Consider the following 20,094-nt stretch of genomic DNA (forward strand, 5'->3'; position numbering starts at 1 on the left):
GCATCAGGCGCGCAGAGCCGCCCATCCCTTGGCCAGAGCCCAGAAGAGGGTGGACAGGGTCACGATGATGAAGCTTGGCGGGGCTGGCACCATGGCCGAAATCACCAGGCCTCCCCAGATGGAAACCAGACAGATCAATCCTGACAGGAGCATGGCCCGCAGGGGAGAGGCCACCAGGATGTTGGCCGTGGCCGCCGGGGTGACGACCAGGGCGAAGATGAGCAGGGTCCCCACTGCAGGGACGGCGATGGTGATGACCCCCGCCATGATGGCCATGAAGGTCAGGTTCATCAGCCCGATGGGCACGCCGCGGGCCTGGGCCACCTGCTCGTCCAGGGAGCTGAAGAGCAGGGGCCGGTAGATCAGGGCCAGCAGGATCAGCAGGATCGCATCGAAGATCAGGAAGCCGATGACCTGCCCTCGGGTGATGGTCAGGATCGATCCGAAGAGGATGGCCTGCATCTGCTGGGAGGCCGAGCTGGACATCCTGGCGAAGAAGAGTCCCAGACCGGTGGCGAAGGCCAGGACCGTGCCCGTGGCGATCTCCCGCTGGGATGCCCGCTTGCCCAGGGCTCCGATGACCAGCGCCCCGCCCAGGGCGAACAGGCCCATGCCTGCAGATACCGGCAGCCCCAGCAGGACGGCGCCCGTGGCCCCGGGCAGGCCGATGTGGGCCAGGGCATGGGCGGCGAAGGTGGAGTGCCTGGCGATGGTGAAGTAGCCCATGGCTCCGGCGGCCACGGCGATGCACAATCCAGCAACCATGGCGTTGCGCATGAAGGGGGCGGCGAGGATCTCCATCCAATGGGGGTCGAAGACTGGTGTGGTCATGAGGTCCTTTCCCGGTCCGTCCCGTGCAGGCGGGCCACCTGGCTGGGTTGATAGCGATTGTGGACGGGGCCGATCGGCTCGTCCATGTCGGGGGCCACGAACATGTCCCCCTGGGGTGTGGTGACCACCTCCACCTTGGTGCCGTAGAGGTGGGTGAGCAGGTCGGAGTCCAGCATGTCGTCCATGCGGGCGTAGTGGGGGTGCCCGTCCAGCAGGTAGACCGCCCCGGTCAGCACCGGCAGCAACATGTTCAGGTCATGGGCCACCACCTGGATGGTCATCCCCAGTCGGCTGTTGAGCTGTGCCAGCAAGTGGACGGTGGCGCGTTGCCCGGCCAGGTCCAGATTGGCCAGGGGCTCGTCCAGCATGAGCAGATCGGGATCGCAGACCAGGGCCTGGGCGATGGCCACCCGTTGGCGCAGGCCGCCGGAGAGCTGGGAGAGGCGCAGATGGGCCCTGTCCTCCACGCCGACGAAGCGCATGGCTTTTTTGGCGCGCTCGCGGTCCTGCCGGGTGACGGGGTGGATGCCGAAGCGGGTGCCGGTCAGCCCCAGCAGGACGGACTGCTCAGCCGTCAGGTTGGAGTCGATGTCCGAGGTGTAGCTCTGTGGTACGTAGCCGATGCGGTCGTTGGCCTGGCCGGCCGGCTGTCCCAGGACCTGCAGGCTGCCGGCATCCAAGGGGAGCAGGCCCAGTTCGGCCTGCATCATGCTGGTCTTGCCAGTGCCGTTGGTGCCTACGATGGCGGTCACGGTTCCCGAGGGGATGGTGAAGGTTCCCTCCGACCAGATCAGTCGCCCGGATCTGCGGATGGCGGCATGGTCGAAGACGATGCAGGCCTGCGTGGATGTCCTATCCGTGTCCGTATCCATGGCGTCCTTTCCAGCAGGGATTCAAAGTAGTGATCCTGCTCTTATTGAGCATGATTCTCATTATCGCTGGGGATGGGACAGCGCGCAACCTCATCCGTCGGGTCCTCCCGGACCGGCCCTTGGACGGCGGTTCCATTGGTGGAGGAATCTGCGCTAGGCTGGCTCAGACGACTTCGGCAAGGGTTTGCGCCCGCTTGGATGATGGAGATGTATTGACTGCGGTGAAACTGGACGGAAAAGCGGCGGCTGCGGAACTCAAGGAGGACCTGCGCGCTCGCGTGGCCAGGCTGACGGCCATGGGGCGCACCCCTGGCCTGGGGACCATTCTGGTGGGGGATGACCCTGGTTCGCTCAAATATGTAGAGGGCAAGCACCGGGACTGCCGTCAGGTTGGCATTCGGTCCATCCGAGTGGATCTGCCTGCCGATGCCGGCAAGGAGCGGATTCTGGCTGCGGTGGATCAGCTCAACCGGGATCCTGACTGCACCGGCTACATCGTCCAGCTGCCCCTGCCGGATGGCGTGGATCCCACTGAGATCATCGAGCGCATCGATCCGGCCAAGGACGCCGACGGCATGCATCCTTACAACCTGGGCCAGCTGGTTCTGCATGCCGACGGCCGGGTGCGGACCCCCCTGCCCTGCACACCGCGGGGGATTCTGTACCTGCTGGACCATTACGGGATTGACCTGGCCGGCAAGGATGTCTGCGTGCTGGGCCGAGGACTGACCGTGGGCCGCACCATCGGTCTGCTCCTGACCAACCGCGGGGTGGATGCCACCGTGACGCTTTGCCATACCCGCACCAGGAATGTTGATGCCCATCTGCGCAGGGCCGACGTAATCATCGCAGCCGTGGGCCGAGCAGGGTTGGTAGGTCAGGATCAGGTTCGCCAGGGTGCCGTCCTGGTGGATGTAGGCGTCTCCCGGATCTGGGATCAGCAGGAGGGGAGCTGGAGGATCAAGGGCGACATAGATCCGGCCGCCAGGCTGTCTGCATCCGCCTATACGCCCAACCCCGGCGGTGTGGGACCCATGACCCGTGCCATGCTCCTGGTCAATGTGGTCGAATCCGCTGAGCGAGCCGCAAAGATTCCTGCCTGCGACACGCCCGAGGCTCCCTGGCGACAATGACCGTGGTGTCTCCTATCATAGGGAATGTTCGCGCCTGCCGGCGGGAACACATAACTCAATACGGTAAAAATATCCACCAACTATACAAGAAACAATTTAATTAATGGCAGAGAACAAGAAGGAAGTCCCCCAGGTCGCGGTCAATGACATCGGATCCGAGGAAGACTTCATCAAGGCAGTCGATTCCACCATCAAGAACTTCGACGATGGGGATCTGGTCGAGGGGACGGTCGTTAAGATCGACCATGACGAGGTTCTGCTGGACATCGGCTACAAGACCGAGGGTGTGATTCCCTCCCGCGAGCTTTCCATCAAGAAGGATGTCGATCCCGACGACGTAGTCCAGGTCGGTGACACCATCGAGGCTCTGGTCGTCACCAAGGAGGACAAGGAAGGCCGTCTGATCCTTTCCAAGAAGCGTGCCCAGTACGAGCGTGCCTGGGGCGACATCGAGAAGATCAAGGAGGCTGACGGTGTCGTCGAGGGCACCGTCATCGAGGCCGTCAAGGGCGGACTCATCGTCGACATCGGCCTGCGTGGCTTCCTGCCCGCATCCCTGGTCGAGATGCGCCGCGTGCGCGACCTGTCTCCCTACATCGGACAGAAGATCAAGGCCAAGATCCTGGAGCTGGACAAGAACCGCAACAACGTGGTCCTCTCCCGCCGCCAGTACCTGGAGGAGACCCAGTCCGAGGTGCGCGAGACCTTCATGGCCCAGCTCAAGAAGGGCCAGATCCGCGAGGGCACGGTCAGCTCCATCGTCAACTTCGGCGCCTTCGTCGACCTGGGCGGTGTGGACGGCCTGATCCACGTCTCCGAGCTCTCCTGGAAGCACATCGATCACCCCAGCGAGGTCGTCAAGGTGGGCGACAAGGTCACCGTCGAGGTGCTGGATGTGGATATGGACCGCGAGCGCATTTCGCTGTCCCTCAAGGCCACCCAGGAAGATCCTTGGCAGCGCTTCGCCCGGACCCACGTGCCCGGACAGATCGTCAAGGGCAAGGTCACCAAAATTGTGCAGTTCGGCGTCTTCGTCTCCGTCGAGGACGGCATCGAGGGCCTGGTCCACATCTCCGAGCTGGCCAACCGTCACGTGGAGAACCCCGAGACCGTGGTCAAGCAGGGCGAGGAGATCTTCGTCAAGGTCATCGACGTCGACCTGGATCGCCGCCGTATCTCCCTGTCCCTCAAGCAGGCCGACGACTCCGTCGACCCGACCTCCGAGGACTTCGATCCGGCCATCTACGGCATGCCTGCCGAGTACGACGAGGACGGCAACTACAAGTACCCCGAGGGCTTCGACCCCGAGACCAATGAGTGGATCGCCGGCTACGAGAAGCAGCGGGAGGAGTGGGAGTCCCAGTATGCGGCCGCCCACGACCTCTGGGAGCAGCATAAAGCCTTCGTGGCCAAGGAGCTGGAGAACGCCGAGGCTTCGGCCGCCGAGGACAGCAGGTCCTCCCAGGCGCCCGCCTCCGGTTCTCACTCCCACCGTCAGAGCTCCGAGGAGACCACCAACTACAGCTCGGAGTCCAGCTCCGAGGGCACTTTGGCCTCCGACGACCAGTTGGCCGCCCTGCGCGAGCAGCTGCTCAAGGAAAAGAAGTGAGCATTAGGCAGTGAATGGAGGGGTCCGGCCTCGGTCGGGCCCCTCCATTTATATGTGCCGCCATAAGGTATATACGGGAGGTGTGGATGATACGTGTGGGATTGACCGGCGGGATTGCGGCCGGCAAGAGCACGGTGGCGGCTCGGCTGGCTCGGAACGGCGCCAAAATCATCGACTACGACAGGCTCTCCCACGAGGTCATCGCTCCGGGCGGACCTGGGGTAGGGGCGGTCCTCGGGCGGTTCGGAGCAGACTGCGGGGACGGCCATGGGGGAGTGGACAGGTCAGCCCTGGCTGCGCGGGTCTTCGGAGGGCCGACGGCCGACCGGGACCGCAAGGATCTGGACGATCTCATCCATCCGCTGGTCTATGACCTGGCCGCCAAGGCCGAGCGGCCCTGGCTGGAGGGTTCCGAGGTGGTGGTTCATGAGGTGCCCCTGCTGACCGAGGTGCGCTCAGCCATACCTTTTCACTTTGACAGGGTTCTGCTGGTGGAAGCCCCCAGCCAGGTGAGGATTGCGCGCATGGTGAATCAGCGGCATATGACTCAGAGTCAGGCTGTTGAGCGCATCGGATCACAGACCAACAGCAGTGCGCGGCGCGCTCAGGCCGACCTATTGGTGGACGGGTCCCAGCCTATCGAACAAATGTTCGAGTCTGTTGATAGGATATATGAAGAGCTGAAATCCTTGGCCCAGGGCTCCTCCCACAGCGGCTGACGGGCCTTGGCGAATGACGCATCCTGGAAGGGAGTTTCATGGGGTTCAACATTGAGCGGACCGATAAGCCCTTCGTAGTCAAGTCTCCCTACAAACCCTCCGGCGATCAGCCAGAGGCCATCGAGGAGCTGGCTACGCGGATTGAGAATGGCGAGAACGACGTGGTGCTCATGGGCGCCACCGGCACCGGCAAGACCGCGACCACGGCCTGGCTGATTGAGCGCCTGCAGCGGCCCACTCTGATTCTGGAGCCCAACAAGACCCTGGCCGCCCAGCTCTGCGCCGAGTTCCGCGAGCTCATGCCCGACAATGCGGTCTCCTACTTCGTCTCCTACTACGACTACTACCAGCCCGAGGCCTACATTCCCCAGACGGACACCTACATCGAGAAGGACTCCAACATCAACGACGACGTGGAGCGGCTCCGGCACGCCGCCACGGCCAATCTGCTGACCAGGCGCGACTGCGTGGTGGTGGCCACCGTCTCCTGCATCTACGGCCTGGGCACGCCCGAGGAGTATGCCGGACGCATGCTCTTCCTGCACGAGGGGGACCGGATCAACCGGGACGACCTGCTGCGCAAGTTCGTGGACATGCAGTACAAGCGCAACGACATCGCCTTCACCCGTGGCACCTTCCGCGTGCGCGGCGACACGGTCGAGATCATCCCCGTCTATGAGGAGCTGGCCGTCCGCATCGAATTCTTCGGCGATGAGATCGACCGCATCTCCACCCTGCACCCGCTGACCGGGGATGAGATCGCCCATGAGACCTCTGTGCACATCTTCCCCGCATCCCACTACGTGGCCGGTCCTGAGCGGATGGAGCGCGCCCTGAAGACCATCAAGGAGGAGCTGGACTGGCGTGTGGGCCAGCTGCGCAAGCAGGGCAAGGAGCTCGAGGCCCAGAGGCTGACCATGCGCACCACCTACGACCTGGAGATGCTGACCCAGATCGGCACCTGTTCCGGAGTGGAGAACTATTCCCGCCACTTCGACGGGCGCGAACCCGGGACGCCGCCCCACACCCTGCTGGACTTCTTCCCCGACGACTTCCTGCTGGTCATCGACGAGTCCCATGTGACCGTTCCCCAGATCGGTGCCATGTATGAGGGGGATGCCAGCCGTAAGCGGACCCTGGTCGAGCACGGCTTCCGTCTGCCCTCGGCCATGGACAACCGTCCGCTGAAGTGGCCTGAGTTTCTGGACAAGGTGGGCCAGACCGTCTACCTGTCGGCAACGCCGGGCGACTATGAGATGGGCCTGTCCGACGGGGTGGTGGAACAGGTCATCCGGCCCACCGGACTGCTGGATCCCGAGGTGGAGGTAAGACCTGTCAAGGGCCAGGTGGACGACCTCCTGGACGAGATCAAGACCCGGGTGGATCGTCATGAGCGGGTTCTGGTGACCACGCTTACCAAGAAGATGGCCGAGGACCTGACCGACTACCTGCTGGAGCGCGACATCAAGGTGGAGTACCTGCACTCCGACGTGGACACCCTGCGGCGGGTGGAGCTCCTGCGGGAGCTGCGCGAGGGCAAGATTGACGTCATCGTGGGAATCAACCTCCTGCGCGAGGGGCTGGATCTGCCTGAGGTCTCCCTGGTGGCCATTCTGGATGCGGACAAGGAGGGCTTCCTGCGTTCCTACCGCTCCCTGATCCAGACCATCGGCCGTGCGGCAAGGAACGTGTCCGGCAAGGTCATCATGTACGCGGACGAGGTCACCGACTCCATGGACAAGGCCATCAGCGAGACCAACCGTCGCCGGGCCAAGCAGATCGCCTACAACAAGGCACACGGTGTGGATCCCAAGCCGCTGATCAAGAAGATCAGCGACGTCAACGACATGCTGGCCAAGGAGGACGTGGACACCCAGACCCTGCTGGCGGGCGGCTATCGCAACGCTAACAAGGCCGGCAACTCTCACCTGGGCGTGCCCCTCTACGACAAGGAGGAGGCCGACAAGCGGCACCAGGAGATCCTCCAGGCCGGTCTGCCGGCACAGGACCTCGCCGACCTGATCCGTCAGCTGAGCGATCAGATGCACACGGCTGCGCAACAGCTGCAGTTCGAGCTTGCAGCCCGTCTGCGCGACGAAATCAAGGATCTGAAGAAGGAGCTGCGGCAGATGACCGAGGCCAAGAAGTAGGTTTGGCTTTTGGGTCGGAGCCCTTGGCCGGTGGTGCGCCTCGGCCATATTGCGGGCCTGTGATGTCAGGCAAGAGCATCACAGGCCCGACCTGCAGGACGCCTTCTGTGAGGATGATGAGACATACATGCGGAGCGATCAGCACGTCATATCTTGCCGCTAAAGTCTGGTGATATGTCCGAGACACCTCTGCCGTTCATGGTTGTGAGCCTGGTTGTGCTGGCCGTCTTCTTCGTGGTCGATCTTCTGGTGATCGGACGGCGGCCACATGTGCCTTCGACCGGTGAATGCGTGCGGCATATTGCCTTCTTCGTGGTCATGGCTCTGATCTTCGGTGCGCTGATCTGGAAGGTGGCCGGGTCCAAGCCGGCCATCGAGTTCTATTCGGGTTGGCTGACCGAATATTCGCTCAGCATCGATAACCTCTTCGTCTTCGTCATCATCATGAGCAACTTCGCTGTGCCCTTGCGACTTCAGCGCTATGTGCTCAGCATCGGCATCACCATCGCCCTGCTGCTGCGCGGCGTCTTCATCCTGGCCGGGACGGCGTTGATCACCCGCTTTACCTGGGTATTCTTCATATTCGGCCTCTTCCTGCTCTATACCGCCTGGAACATGGTCTCCAGCCGGGGCAAGCAGGAGGAGTACCACGAGAACGGGCTGATCAGTACCCTGCGCCGGGTCATCCCCATCACCAGCCATTACGACGGTGAGCATCTGCGGACCACCTTCGAGGGCAAGCGATACTTCACACCCATGCTGGTGGTTTTCCTGGCCATCGGCACTACAGATGTCATGTTCGCCTTCGACTCCATTCCGGCCATCTTCGGCCTGACCAAGGATCCTTTCATCGTCTTCACCTCCAACGTATTCGCCCTGCTGGGACTCCAGCAGCTCTACTTCCTGCTGGGTTCCCTGCTGGACAAGCTGGAGTATCTGCCCCTGGGACTGGCTGTCGTTCTGGCCTTCATCGGAGTCAAGCTGATCATGGAGGCACTGCACGGCAACACGCTGCCCTTTATCAATGGCGGACAGCCCCTGACGGTCGTGCCGGAGATACCGACCTGGGTATCCCTATTAGTCATCGTCCTGGCCATCGGCATAGCCGCACTGGCCTCTGTGATCAAGAGCCGCCATCAGTCCCTTGAATCAGCCTCACAGGGAGAAAAATAAATAACAATCCCTTGAACCACAAGGATTGTTAACGCTAACGGAAAATACTGGTTCACATCAGGCCGAGTCTGTACAATAGAACGGCAAGTAAGAAAAAGAACAGGCAGGTAGCATATGCGCAAAGCCAAGATCGTCGATACCATCGGGCCGGCTTCGGAGTCGCTGGAGAACATCACCAAGCTGGTCAGGGCCGGCATGGATGTGGCCAGGCTCAACCGGTCCCACGGCACCCCCGAGGATCACCTCAAGGTTTACAACAACGTGCGTCAGGCCAGCAAGGAGACCGGACGCAACGTGGCGGCCCTGGTCGATTTGCAGGGTCCCAAGATTCGTTGCGGCTGGTTCAAGAAGAACGAGCAGGGCGAAGACAAGGTCATCCTCAAGGAGGGCCAGGAGTTCACCATCACCACCGACGATGTCGAGGGTGACGAGCACATGACCTCCACCACCTTCAAGGGTCTGCCCAGAGACTGCCATCCCGGCGATCCCATCCTGATCGATGACGGCAAGGTACGCCTGGAGGTCACCAAGGTCGAGGGCAATCAGGTTCACACCAAGGTTGTCGTGGCTGGTCCGGTCTCTTCGCACAAGGGCATCAATCTGCCCGGCGTGGCCGTGAGCCTGCCGGCACTGACCCCCAAGGACGAGGAGGACCTGCGCTGGGGCATCCGCACCGGCGCCGACATCATTGCCATGTCCTTCGTCCGCTTCGCCACCGACATTGACCGCGCCCATGAGATCATGGACGAGGAGGGTCGTCGTATCCCCATCGTGGCCAAGATCGAGAAGCCCCAGGCGGTTGAGAATCTGGAGGAGATCGTCAAGGCCTTCGACGGCATCATGGTCGCCCGCGGCGACATGGCCGTGGAGATGCCCTTCGAGCAGGTCCCCCTGGTGACCAAGCGCTGCATCGAGCTTGCCCGGCAGTACGCCAAGCCGGTCATCGTCGCCACCGAGGTCCTGGGCTCCATGGTTCATTCGCCCATCCCCAGCCGCGCCGAGGCCTCCGACTGTGCCAATGCCGTCCTGGACGGTGCCGATGCCACCATGACCTCCAACGAGACCGCCGTGGGCGACTACCCCGACACCACGGTCTCCACCATGGCCCGGATCTCCGAGTACGCCACCACCCACGGGTTTGACCGTATTCCGGATATGCACAACCTGGACATGTCCAACTCCGGTGCTGTCTCATCCGCAGCCGTGGATCTGGCAGACAAGATCAACGCCAAGGCCATCGTGGCCTTCACGCAGACCGGCAACACCGTGCACCGCGTCTCCCGTGAGCGTCCGGCCGCCCCCATCTATGCGCTGACCACCGATGAGCACACTTATCATTGGCTGGCACTGAGCTGGGGCACCGAGGCGTTCATGTGCGAGCAGGACTACCACGACTTCAACCGTGCAGGCCTCATGGCCTTCGTGGACTCCACTCTGAAGAAGCAGGGCAAGGTCTCCGACGGCGACTGCCTGGTTGTGCTCAGCAGCGCCCAGGGTGAGTATGAGCCAGGAAACACCGACTGCATCTACGTGCACACGGTTGGCGCCAACGACTGAGTCTCCGGCCTGCCGCCTGGCTGTCGACTGAGTCAACCAGGCAGATGGACCATTAGGTTCATTTGACGCTGGCACAGCAAAGAACCGGTGGCATCTCCCCGCCTGCCAAGGTAGGGGAGATGCCACCGGTTCGCTATGCGAATGTTCGTGCGCCAGTTGGCTCGCTGCTCAAGCCGTATCGGCAGCAGGCAGTTGCTGCAGGAACAGCATCAGTGCAGGTCGGACAGTCCGATTTTCGCCCGCAGGATGGCGATGGTTGTTTTAGCATCCAATATGGTCCCTGCGATCACCATGTCATAGGCCTCGTCCACGGTGAAGAGCCGTACATTCTGGTGGGGGGTCTCTGGTGCCAGGCTGGCAGGCTGGACCGGGGTCAGGCCCTCGGCATAGAAGAGCGTCGTGTGCTGCGTGGAGAAGCTGGGGGTGTTGATGAACCTCGCGAACTGGTTAAAGGAGGCAGCCTTGTATCCGGCCTCCTCGCGCAGACGTCTGGTGGCTACATCGATGGGGGCTTCCATGTCGCTGAGCGGATGGCCGGCCGGCAGCTCAAGGGTCCAGCGGTGGGTGGGCAGGCGGTACTGCTCGACCAGGGGGATCCTCCCGTCATCGGTGATGGCCAGGACGGCGATGGTGTCCCCATGCTTTTCGCTGACGATGCTGCGGTCAAAGGTCTGATTGTCGCTGGATTCATAGGTGACCCTGTCGACGCTGAAGTAGTGGCTGTCCATAATCTGCTTGCGGGCCTTCTCCTGGACGGCGGAGGTACGCCAAGGATCGAACCGTCGATAGATCTGAGTGGTCATCATGCTCTCCTTCGACTGCTGATGTGCCTGTATACATAACTGTCTTCATTCTAAGGCAGATTCAACACGAATAACCTTGCGTCGTCGCTAAAGTATGGTAGATTCTCTGTGGTAACGAAAAGCCCCCGTATCCCAATTGGTAGAGGAAACGGCCTCAAAATCCGTGCAGTGTGAGTTCGAGTCTCACCGGGGGCACGATAAAGCGAACCCCATCCGTCACTCATCGGTTTTCGGTGGACCCAGGATGGACTTTCAGGAAACGAGGTTGAAAGTGGCTTCAGAGAGTAAGAACCGCAGCGATTCCCCCGAAGGGCGGACCGTGGTTGTGGCGGAAGATGAGGCTTTGATCAGGCTCGATACCGTCGAAGCTCTCGAGGATGCCGGCTATGACGTGGTCGGCCAGGCAGCCAGCGGCCAGGAGGCCATTGATCTGACCCGTGAGCTGAGACCCGATGTAGTTGTTATGGACGTGAAGATGCCCGGTACCGACGGCATTACCGCCGCCACTGAGATCGGCAAGGAGAATCTGGCCCCGGTGGTTATGCTGACGGCGTTTTCTCAGCAGAGTCTGGTCGAGAAGGCGGCTGATGCAGGGGCCATGGCCTACGTGGTCAAGCCCTTTGCTCCGGAAAAGCTGCTGCCGGCCCTTGAGGTGGCCATTTCACGCTTCGATCAGATCAACGCCCTGAAGGACGAGGTCACCGACATGAAGGCCCGTTTCGAAGCCCGGAAGCGGGTGGACAGGGCCAAGGGCCTGCTCATGGAGAGCATGGGCATGACTGAGTCTGAGGCCTTCCGCTGGATCCAGAAGACTTCCATGGACCGCAGGCTGACCATGCAGGAGGTGGCCGACGTGGTCATCAACAACGTGGCCAATCAGAACGATCGTTAGTCATTCTTATGGACGACCAGACGAAGGAGCAGGACAAGGACGGCCGCACCCTGCTGGTCGTCGATGGACATTCGCTGGCCTTCCGGGCCTTCTATGCCCTTCCCGTCGAGAGCTTCACTACCTCGACGGGGCAACCCACCAACGCGGTATGGGGCTTTGCCACCATGCTGGCGGATGTCATGGCTAAGGAGAAGCCAACTCACATGGGCGTGGCCTTTGACGTCAAGGGCGGCACCTTCCGCAACGCAATGTTGCCCCAATACAAGGGCACCCGTGAAGCTGCTCCCAAGGAACTGCTGAGCCAGCTGCCTCTGATCCAGGACCTGCTTACGGGCCTGGGCATCACTTATATCGAAAAGCCCGGTTACGAGGGCGACGACATCATCGGCACGCTGGCCACCATGGGCGAGCAGGCCGGGTTCAGGACCCTGGTCCTGTCGGGTGACAGGGATGCCTTCCAGCTGGTGGACGACGACATCACCGTGCTCTACCCCGGCCACCACTTCAAAAATCTCAAGCACATGACGCCCCAGGCCATCATGGACCGCTACAAGGTGACCCCGGAGCAGTACCCGGATCTGGCAGCCATGCGAGGCGAGGGGGCCGACAACATCCCCGGTGTGCCTGGCGTGGGCGACGGTTATGCCGCCAAGTGGATCAACAAGTATGGATCGCTGGATTCCATTCTGGAGCACGCTGACGAAATCGGCGGCAAGAAGGGCCAGGCCCTGGCGGAGAACGCTGACCAGGTGAGGCTCAACCGTAAGGTCAACGCCCTGGTGCGTGACCTGAACCTGGGCGTGAAGGTGGAGGATCTGCGCTTCGGCACCATCCATACGGATCAGGTCCTGCCCATCTTCGAGCAGCTGCAGTTCGGCCCGCAGACCCGTAAGAAGATCCTGCGGGGCTTCAATACCGTCGCCGATTACGATTACTCTCCAGCTTCCGCCCTGGTCGATGTCAGCAACAAGCAGGAGGAGTTCACCCAGCCCGAGCGCGATAAGGCCGAATCCGCTGACCAGCTGCGGGACTGGTGCGAGAAGCATCTGCCGGGCAAGGCCCTTTGCCGACGCTCTGCGGACCATGTCAAGGCCATGGCCGATTCCCTGGATAAAATCAAGGACATCGGCGACTCCGACCAGAATGCCATGCGTTGCAGCGAGGCCATGAAGGAGCACTGGGTTCTGCACGCCATCGGCTGGGCCAAGCATGGCGACTATGGCCTGGAGGAGCTGTCCATTCTCTCCATGGATGGCCACGGTCTGGTCCTCATGGCAGAAGATATTGACAAAGATATGCGCGCGGCCATCCAGGAGCTGATTGACCAGCGGATCGGCACCTGCGTGGTCCATGGCTACAAGGAGCACTTGCACCTCTTGGAGAGCCAGGGTCTGCATATGCCATTGCCCCTGTTCGACACCAAGCTGGCAGGCTATCTGGCTGAGCCTGATTTTCACGCCGACAACCTGGAGCAGGCCGTCGCCCATTTCCTGGCCATCCCCGTAGAGGAGGAACCTGAGGCCACCCAGGGGGCCCTGGCCTTGGACGGTCGAGAGGATGAGGACGAACGCCGACGGGGGACTCGGATTCTCCGCCAGGCTCAGTATGTCATGATGGTCTCCGAGCGTCTGCAGGAGCTTATGGACGAGCGTCACCAGTACGGCCTGCTGCGCACCATAGAGCTGCCCACCTCCGCAGTCCTGGCGCAGATGGAGACCGAGGGCGCCAAGGTGGACGATGCCCGCCTGAAGGAGATGCACGACCGGTTTGCCGCAGAGGCCCGCCAGGCCCAGGAAATAGCCTGGGATAAGGCCGGCAGCCGTGTCAACCTGCAGAGTCCCAAGCAGCTGAGCAAGGTGCTCTTCGACGATATGGGCCTGGTGCCCACCCACAGGACCAAGACAGGTTCCTACTCGACCAACGTCTCGGTCCTGCAGGACTTGTATATAAAGTCGGTCAACAACGAGCGGGCCAACGACTTCCTGGGCGCGCTGCTCAAGCACCGGGAGACCAACAAGCTCAAGCAGATCGTGCAGACCCTGCGCGAGGCGGTCAATCCCCGGGATGGCAGGTTGCACACCACATATGAACAGACTGTTGCCGCCACAGGTCGATTGAGCTCGGTCGATCCCAACCTGCAGAACATCCCCAACAGGGATGCCCGGGGCCGCGAGATCCGTTCGGCCTTCGTGCCTGGCAACGGGTATGAGGCGTTGCTCTCCTCGGACTACTCCCAGGTGGAGCTGAGAATCATGGCCCACCTTTCCGGGGACCAGGCCCTGATCGATGCCTTCAAGTCGGGTGCCGACTTCCATCGGTACGTGGCCAGCCTGGTTTATGACATCCCCATGGAGGAGGTCACCGGAGACCAACGCTCCCACGTGAAGGCCATGAGCTACGGGCTGGCCTATGGGCTGAGCACCTACGGTCTGGCCCAGCAGCTTAAGATCAGCCCGGCTGCGGCTGATGTACTGCGTGCCAAGTACTTTGCCACCTTCGGCAAGGTCCATGAGTACTTGGAGTCCCTGGTGGCCGATGCCCGGGAGAAGGGCTACACCGAGACCATGTTCGGCCGGAGGCGCTACTTCCCTGGGCTGCGCTCCAAGCGTCGTCCCACCCGCGAGGCCGCCGAGAGGGCCGCCCTCAACGCGCCCATCCAGGGATCGGCTGCGGACATCATGAAGATCGCCATGATCAAGGCCAGCCGTGCCTTGTCCGACCAGGGGCTGAAGAGCCGCATCTCCCTGCAGATCCACGATGAACTGCTGGTGGAAATAGCTCCCGGAGAGACCGACAAGGCCACCAAGCTGGTCAAGGATTCCATGGAACATGCCGTAGAATTGGCCGTGCCCCTGGACGTGTCCACCGGCATCGGCCAGGACTGGGAGCTGGCTGCTCACTGACCTGACATGGAGTGGCCTGGGACCAGCAGGATCCGAGGAGGGATCGTCATGTCTGACCGACAGGATGAGGTTCAGAGGCCTTCGGTGCCCCTGGGCCAGGTGGTGGATCTGCTGGAGGGGCTCTACCCTCTGGACTACGCGGAGGACTGGGATCATCCGGGTCTGGTGGCTGGGGATCCGTCCTGGCCGGTCAGACGGATCTGGTGCGCCGTGGACCCTCGGCCCGATGTGGTCCAGGAGGCTCTGGACCACCAGGCCGACCTGCTGATCACCCATCATCCGCTCTTCTTCAGGTCAGTCCACCAGGTCTCCGGCCTGGACTTCCGAGGGGATATAGTGACCAGGCTGATTGAGGGCCACTGCGGGCTCTGGGTGGGGCACACCAACGCTGATGCCGCATACCGTGGCGTGGCCCAGGCTGCTGCCGATGCCCTGGATCTGCAGGAGTCCAGACCGCTTGCCCCACGGCCGGTCTCTGAGCGCGACCTGCACGCCGATCAGGGGATTCAGGTAGGCCTGGGTCGTTGGGGACGGCTTTCGGAGCCCATTCCATTTGAGGATTTGGTCCATACAGTGGTGGGCCTCCTGCCCAAGACGGCTCTGGGGGTTCAGGCGGTCGGTGTGCCCGAGGCCATGGTTTCCACGGTCGCCCTGCTGCCCGGCTCGGGGGACTCCGAGTTCGACCTGGTTCGGTCCACGGGGGCAGATGTCTACATCACCAGCGATTTGCGCCATCATCCTGCCACGGATGCCTACCAGCAGGCCCTTTATGAGGCCCGGATGGCGGGTCGTCCCAATCAGCCCAGACCCATGCTGATCAACACCCCGCACTCGGCCATCGAAAGTCTCTGGTTCCGATACGCCAAGGGAGACATTGCCAGGGCCCTGGAGATGGCTACTGGTGTTCGTCCACAGGTGGAGGTCTCATCAATCGTCACAGACCCTTGGACCATGGTGGTGCGCTGACGGCTGGGGGTTGATGATCGAGGAGGAATGATTGCATGAGCGATGAAGCACAGGATCTGCAGGCACGATTGGCCGACAGACTGGCCGACCGGGATGCCCAGGGGGCCAAGGGCATCGATATGACCCGTGTACCCGAGCTGGTGGATGATAGGGAGGTCTTCCGCGGTCCGATATTCGTTATCGACCAACAGCAGGTGGCCATGTTCCGGCGTGACGGTTCTAAGGAGATCATCGACAGACAGCTCATCCGTCACGCCCCCTGCGTGGTCATGCTGGTGCACGACTGCACTGCCGATGCCTATCTGCTGACCCGTGAGTACCGGGTGGGCGCCCAGGCCTATGTATTCGGCCTGCCAGCCGGCTTCATCGACCCGGGCGAGAGCCCCGTCAAGGCCGTCCTGCGCGAGCTGCGTGAGGAGACCGGTTTGGTACCCGGGCCTGAGGGTGCTCCGGGCTCGGAAAGCCATCTGGATCCGGAGAACGGCTGGATTGATGCCGCTCCCGATGTCTACTCCTCCCTGGGCATGAGCAACGAACTCGGACACATCGTGGTCCTGCATTTGCGTCGCTGGCATCAGGGGCCAACCGACTTCGACCCGGGCGAGCACATCCAGTCGGCCTGGGTCTCCTGGCAGGAGCTCTGCGCAGCAGGAGTCGCCGATGCCAAGGCGGTGGTTGCCATTCAGCACGAGGCCATCCATCGTCTGCAGAAGGATTGATGTCGAGACATAAAGTTCATGATTGGTCAAGCAGAACATACCAGTGGTATGATAGCTTTTTGTCGGACAGGATGGTCGGGCCAGGATGGTCAAGCTTTGATGCGCCGACAGAAAGGGGAGCACCGCATGGGCACGCCGAAGGATCCCGAAGGACATCGCAATCAGATCCTTGATGTGGCCCAGCGGCTCTTCCTGGAAAAGGGATATGACGGGACCAGCATCCAGGACATCGTCGATGGTCTGGGCGGTATGACGAAGGGGGCGGTCTACTACCATTTTCCTTCCAAGACGGCCATTTTCCGTGCGGTTACAGAGCGCATGGCTTCCTCCTCATCCCAGGGGGACTGGCTGGGGCAATGGCCCGGAAAAACTGGTCTGGAAAAACTGCGCAACGAGCTGATCGCCTCCCTGTCGGCTTACTCGCGTCTCGATGTGACCTTTTCAGCCAGAACCCTGTTGAAGAGCCCCCGCATGGTGGGGGAGATGTACCTGAAATCCATGGACAGGATTGTGGATGTGATCACCCCCTACGTCCGGGAAGGTGTGGAAGACGGTTCCATCGCCCCCTGCAATCCCGAGGATCTGGCCCAGGTGCTATACATCCTGCTCAACATGTGGATAGGGATCCGATTCTCTACCATGACCCGGGACCAGGTGGTCTCCAAGTTCACCCTGTTGGCCGATATGCTCAAGGGAATAGGGGCTCCGGTCATCGATGATCGGGTCATTCGCGCAGCTGTGCACTTGCATGCACATCTGAAGAGCAATCCACTGACTGCCACAGGTGGGGAGTCCACGCAAGTGGAATCTGACCTGAATCAGGATCAAGGGGTCGCTTAGAGCCGATAGATCTCTTAAGGCAGGAGTGCTCTGGCTACTGGCAAGATTCGGGCACTCAACGAGTGCCTGGTTTTTGTTTCCATCAAACATACCAGTGGTATTTTAGAAAGGAGTTTCATGAAGGTGCTGGAGGCGGACGGTATCGTCCAAGTATTTGAAGGCAGGGAGGTGCTGTCCGGACTGGATCTGACCATGGGGCAGGGCGAGGTTCTGGGCTTGTTGGGTGTCAACGGGGCTGGCAAGTCCACGCTGTTGAAGATTCTGACCGGAATGCAAAGGCCCGTCGGCGGTCGGGTCCGCTTTCTGGGCAAACCTCTTAGCGAAGGCTATCCTGGCATTCTCGCCAGAATGGGGGTGTCCATCAACGGGCCCGTCTTCTACGAGTCCCTCAATGCCAGGGAGAACCTGGAGATTGATCTGGCCTACCTCGCGCTGGCAGACGGGGGGCGTAGGATCGCCGAGATCACTGGAATCAGCCAACTTTTGGAGAAGGTTGGATTGACTGCGGATTCAGCCACGCCCGTTGGCAGGTATTCCACGGGTATGAGGCAGAGGCTGGCCCTGGCCAGATGCATGGGCCATCATCCCGACCTTTACCTACTGGATGAGCCGCTCAACGGACTGGACCCGGTAGCTATCGGACAGCTGCGAGACAGCCTGCGAAGTTTGGCCGCCCAAGGCAGTGCGGTCCTCTTTTCCAGCCACATCCTCTCCGAGGTGCTGCGCACTGCCGACCGCGTGATGGTGGTGGCGGACGGCAGGGTCAGCCTGCGGGCCAGCGTGCCGGAACTGCTCAGTAAGAGCCAGGAGACCGCCGAGCGGACCCTGATCAAGGCCATGGAGGGCTGATATGAAGACGCTGTTGAAATTGGAGCTGAAAAAGACGAGACTATGGCCCTGCATCTTCGCAGGATTGGCAGTGGTGGCTGCAGCCTTGGCCTTGGGAGGCATGTTCCTGGCCATTGGCCACACGGGCGGCCGGTCTGATCGGCGGCTGTCCAGTCTGGTCTTCGTGCTGCAGATGGCCATGGTCATCCTTCTGGTGGGTTTCTCTTTGGTTGCTGCTGCCCTCTGCAACCTGGTTTTCATCGAACCCTACACAGGAAGGAACCTGGCGCTCACCCTGTCATGCCCTGTATCACGGAGCCGAATACTGTTGGCCAAGCTGGTATTCGTAGGCCTCTTCATGGCCCTGTCCTACTCTGCGGGGGCGGTCATCACCCTCACTGTCATTCTGCTGGTCGACCACCTTGTTGGCTCGCTCGGGACGGGTTCGCCAGGCGGTCTGCTCGGACAGGTTCTCCTCATGCTGGCCACCAGTCTCGCAGGACTGGTCGGACTGGTCAGCATCGCCCTTTCCCTGGGCTTCTGGAAGCGCTCCCTGCCCATCATGTTCGGGGTCCTGCTCCTGCTGGACGCTGTGGTGGGCAACCTGCTCTCCCTCTCCCCGCTGCTGTCTGCGCTGGTGCTTCTGATCATCTTCCTGGCCTCCCTGCCGGCCTGGTGGCTGCTTCACCGGACCCTCATAAAGATCGAACTGCCCTGATCGGCCGCTGACATGCAGGAGCTTCTGAAGAACAAGCCTTTCGTGACCATGGTTCTGGCCAGTCTGTTTAATACGGTCGGAGGTGAACTCTTCAACATCGTCTTCATCGTCTATGCCCAGACCATGCCCTTTGCCGGACTGGCCGTCTCCGTAGCCTCAATGGCCTGGGTGGCTCCAGCCCTGACGGCCATCCCGACCGGATACCTGGCCGACAGGACCGTGCGCAAAACACGGATGCAACTGGTAATCAAACTGGTTCAGGTTTGCGTCTATCTGGTCATTGCCATGGCGATCGGCAGGTCCAAGAGCCTACTCGTCTTTCTGCTGCTGGTAGCCATGGACATGGCATCTTCCATGCTGGAGGGATATGCGAGCAGTCTGTGGATGCCGGTCCTCAAACACCTGGTCCAGCCAGGCCAGCTCCACCAGGCGACCTCGATCACTTCCGCTGCATCCAATGTCGCGGCTGTCATCAGTGCAGGCGGAGGTGCAGTGTTGATTGCCATCCTGGGCAACAAATTCACTGTATTTGCGTTGATCAACGCAGCCACCTTCCTGCTGGCGGGGCTTTTGATAGCCATAGGCTATAGGGAATTCGCCAGGGTGGAGGTCTCAGACAAGGGTTCACCTGTGGGCAAGCATGTGGGCCTGTCCTACAGCCTCCGTGTGACCTTGGGGGAGTTCCGCAGCTCCACCTTCCTGATCCTGATGGTGGGCTTCGGCTGTCTGGTCAACCTTCTGGGGACGGCCCTGCAGCCCCTGCTCAACCTGGGGCTGATTTCCATGCCCGAAGTCTGGTGGGGAAGCTACGGAACGACCATAGCCGCCGTCAACGGCATCTCCTCCCTGGGACTCATCCTCGGTGCACTCCTTGCCTCAGATTCGCTCCGGCGGCTGCCCATGGCCCACCTGCTGACCGGAGTCATGGCCGCAGCCGCCATGGTAGGGGTCAACCTGGTATGGCTGCACATTCCTGCCCTGCTCTTCCTCCCGCTCCTGGTCATGAACTATCTTCTGGGCAAGATTAATCCTCGGTTCATGACCATGCTTATCAGTACTGTGGGCGAGGACCACCTGGCTGCAACCATGGGAGTGGTACAGACTTTCATGATGATAGGGGCGCCTCTGGGTCAGATGATTTTTCTGGCCCTAGGCAATCTGGTCGGCATCGTCATTACCGTGTCTCTTTATGCGGGCTTGACAGGCCTGTTGGCTCTGGCCATTTTCTTTACGGGATTGCTTGGCATGAACGCCAAGGATCCGACTCCCGACATGGGACGAAGGCAAAAGTCGGGCTAGCCGGATTTGAACCGGCGACATCCTGCACCCAAAGCAGGCGCGCTACCAAGCTGCGCTATAGCCCGGCGCTCATAAGCATCAA

The 20,094-nt window shown here is 61.4% G+C and carries 17 protein-coding genes and 2 tRNA genes; 15 read left to right on the forward strand and 4 right to left on the reverse strand.

The genetic code is table 11. The annotated features are described in order from the left end of the window. Positions 1 to 3: 3 nt before the first annotated feature. Both H3T89_RS01585 and H3T89_RS01590 read right to left on the reverse strand, forming a co-directional pair. Positions 4 to 831 (reverse strand): metal ABC transporter permease, encoded by an 828-nt coding sequence (locus H3T89_RS01585; RefSeq protein WP_015021962.1) that lies wholly within the window; start codon positions 829 to 831, stop codon positions 4 to 6. Next, a complete protein-coding gene (locus H3T89_RS01590) occupies positions 828 to 1,703 on the reverse strand; it encodes an ABC transporter ATP-binding protein (protein ID WP_015021961.1) in 876 nt (291 codons plus the stop codon). The genes H3T89_RS01585 and H3T89_RS01590 overlap by 4 nt, the downstream gene beginning before the upstream one ends. A 212-nt stretch (positions 1,704 to 1,915) precedes the next feature. Between H3T89_RS01590 and H3T89_RS01595 the strand changes: the two genes are divergently transcribed. From H3T89_RS01595 to pyk, 6 genes are all read left to right on the forward strand, one after another. Next, a complete protein-coding gene (locus tag H3T89_RS01595) occupies positions 1,916 to 2,836 on the forward strand; it encodes a bifunctional methylenetetrahydrofolate dehydrogenase/methenyltetrahydrofolate cyclohydrolase (RefSeq protein ID WP_198216031.1) in 921 nt (306 codons plus the stop codon). A 103-nt stretch (positions 2,837 to 2,939) separates the two neighbouring features. After that, positions 2,940 to 4,445 (forward strand): 30S ribosomal protein S1, encoded by a 1,506-nt coding sequence (gene rpsA / locus H3T89_RS01600; RefSeq protein WP_015021959.1) that lies wholly within the window; start codon positions 2,940 to 2,942, stop codon positions 4,443 to 4,445. 86 nt (positions 4,446 to 4,531) lie between these two features. Then, the gene (gene coaE, locus H3T89_RS01605; protein ID WP_015021958.1) at positions 4,532 to 5,164 is read left to right on the forward strand and encodes a dephospho-CoA kinase; all 633 of its coding nucleotides are present in this window, start codon (positions 4,532 to 4,534) and stop codon (positions 5,162 to 5,164) included. Between the two features lie 38 nt (positions 5,165 to 5,202). After that, positions 5,203 to 7,314, forward strand: a complete 2,112-nt coding sequence (uvrB, locus tag H3T89_RS01610; RefSeq protein ID WP_015021957.1) for an excinuclease ABC subunit UvrB — start codon at positions 5,203 to 5,205, stop codon at positions 7,312 to 7,314. Positions 7,315 to 7,488: 174 nt separating this feature from the next. Then, the gene (locus H3T89_RS01615; protein WP_198216032.1) at positions 7,489 to 8,487 is read left to right on the forward strand and encodes a TerC family protein; all 999 of its coding nucleotides are present in this window, start codon (positions 7,489 to 7,491) and stop codon (positions 8,485 to 8,487) included. A gap of 114 nt (positions 8,488 to 8,601) precedes the next feature. Further along, the gene (gene pyk, locus H3T89_RS01620) at positions 8,602 to 10,044 is read left to right on the forward strand and encodes a pyruvate kinase (protein ID WP_198216033.1); all 1,443 of its coding nucleotides are present in this window, start codon (positions 8,602 to 8,604) and stop codon (positions 10,042 to 10,044) included. A 209-nt stretch (positions 10,045 to 10,253) separates the two neighbouring features. Here the strand turns inward: pyk and H3T89_RS01625 are convergent, their stop codons facing one another. Then, positions 10,254 to 10,847 carry an NUDIX domain-containing protein gene (locus H3T89_RS01625; protein ID WP_198216186.1) on the reverse strand — a complete coding sequence of 198 codons (594 nt, stop codon included), beginning with the start codon at positions 10,845 to 10,847 and terminating at the stop codon, positions 10,254 to 10,256. Between the two features lie 121 nt (positions 10,848 to 10,968). Between H3T89_RS01625 and H3T89_RS01630 the strand changes: the two genes are divergently transcribed. The 9 genes from H3T89_RS01630 (at position 10,969) to H3T89_RS01670 (ending at position 20,012) form a co-directional block, all read left to right on the forward strand. Then, positions 10,969 to 11,042: transfer RNA gene (locus H3T89_RS01630), tRNA-Leu, on the forward strand. Between the two features lie 49 nt (positions 11,043 to 11,091). Further along, positions 11,092 to 11,739, forward strand: coding sequence for an ANTAR domain-containing response regulator (locus H3T89_RS01635; protein ID WP_015021953.1), 648 nt, complete (start codon positions 11,092 to 11,094; stop codon positions 11,737 to 11,739). A gap of 8 nt (positions 11,740 to 11,747) precedes the next feature. Beyond that, on the forward strand, positions 11,748 to 14,642 hold the full coding sequence (gene polA, locus H3T89_RS01640) for a DNA polymerase I (protein ID WP_198216034.1): 2,895 nt from the start codon (positions 11,748 to 11,750) through the stop codon (positions 14,640 to 14,642). Between the two features lie 48 nt (positions 14,643 to 14,690). Then, complete coding sequence (locus H3T89_RS01645) at positions 14,691 to 15,608, forward strand: Nif3-like dinuclear metal center hexameric protein (RefSeq protein ID WP_015021951.1); 918 nt, start codon at positions 14,691 to 14,693, stop codon at positions 15,606 to 15,608. Between the two features lie 35 nt (positions 15,609 to 15,643). After that, positions 15,644 to 16,327: an NUDIX hydrolase gene (locus tag H3T89_RS01650; protein WP_015021950.1), complete on the forward strand. Its 684-nt coding sequence runs from the start codon at positions 15,644 to 15,646 to the stop codon at positions 16,325 to 16,327. 126 nt (positions 16,328 to 16,453) lie between these two features. Beyond that, positions 16,454 to 17,167 (forward strand): TetR/AcrR family transcriptional regulator, encoded by a 714-nt coding sequence (locus H3T89_RS01655; protein ID WP_015021949.1) that lies wholly within the window; start codon positions 16,454 to 16,456, stop codon positions 17,165 to 17,167. A gap of 117 nt (positions 17,168 to 17,284) precedes the next feature. Further along, positions 17,285 to 18,016: an ABC transporter ATP-binding protein gene (locus H3T89_RS01660; RefSeq protein WP_198216035.1), complete on the forward strand. Its 732-nt coding sequence runs from the start codon at positions 17,285 to 17,287 to the stop codon at positions 18,014 to 18,016. Between the two features lies 1 nt (position 18,017). Beyond that, positions 18,018 to 18,713 (forward strand): ABC transporter permease, encoded by a 696-nt coding sequence (locus tag H3T89_RS01665; protein WP_198216036.1) that lies wholly within the window; start codon positions 18,018 to 18,020, stop codon positions 18,711 to 18,713. 12 nt (positions 18,714 to 18,725) lie between these two features. After that, on the forward strand, positions 18,726 to 20,012 hold the full coding sequence (locus H3T89_RS01670; RefSeq protein WP_198216037.1) for an MFS transporter: 1,287 nt from the start codon (positions 18,726 to 18,728) through the stop codon (positions 20,010 to 20,012). Here the strand turns inward: H3T89_RS01670 and H3T89_RS01675 are convergent. Beyond that, positions 20,004 to 20,077: transfer RNA gene (locus tag H3T89_RS01675), tRNA-Pro, on the reverse strand. The two genes, H3T89_RS01670 and H3T89_RS01675, sit on opposite strands and share 9 nt — an antisense overlap. Between the last annotated feature and the right edge of the window lie 17 nt (positions 20,078 to 20,094).

Source organism: Bifidobacterium sp. W8114 (genome assembly GCF_016101165.1).
Lineage (GTDB): Bacteria > Actinomycetota > Actinomycetes > Actinomycetales > Bifidobacteriaceae > Bombiscardovia > Bombiscardovia asteroides.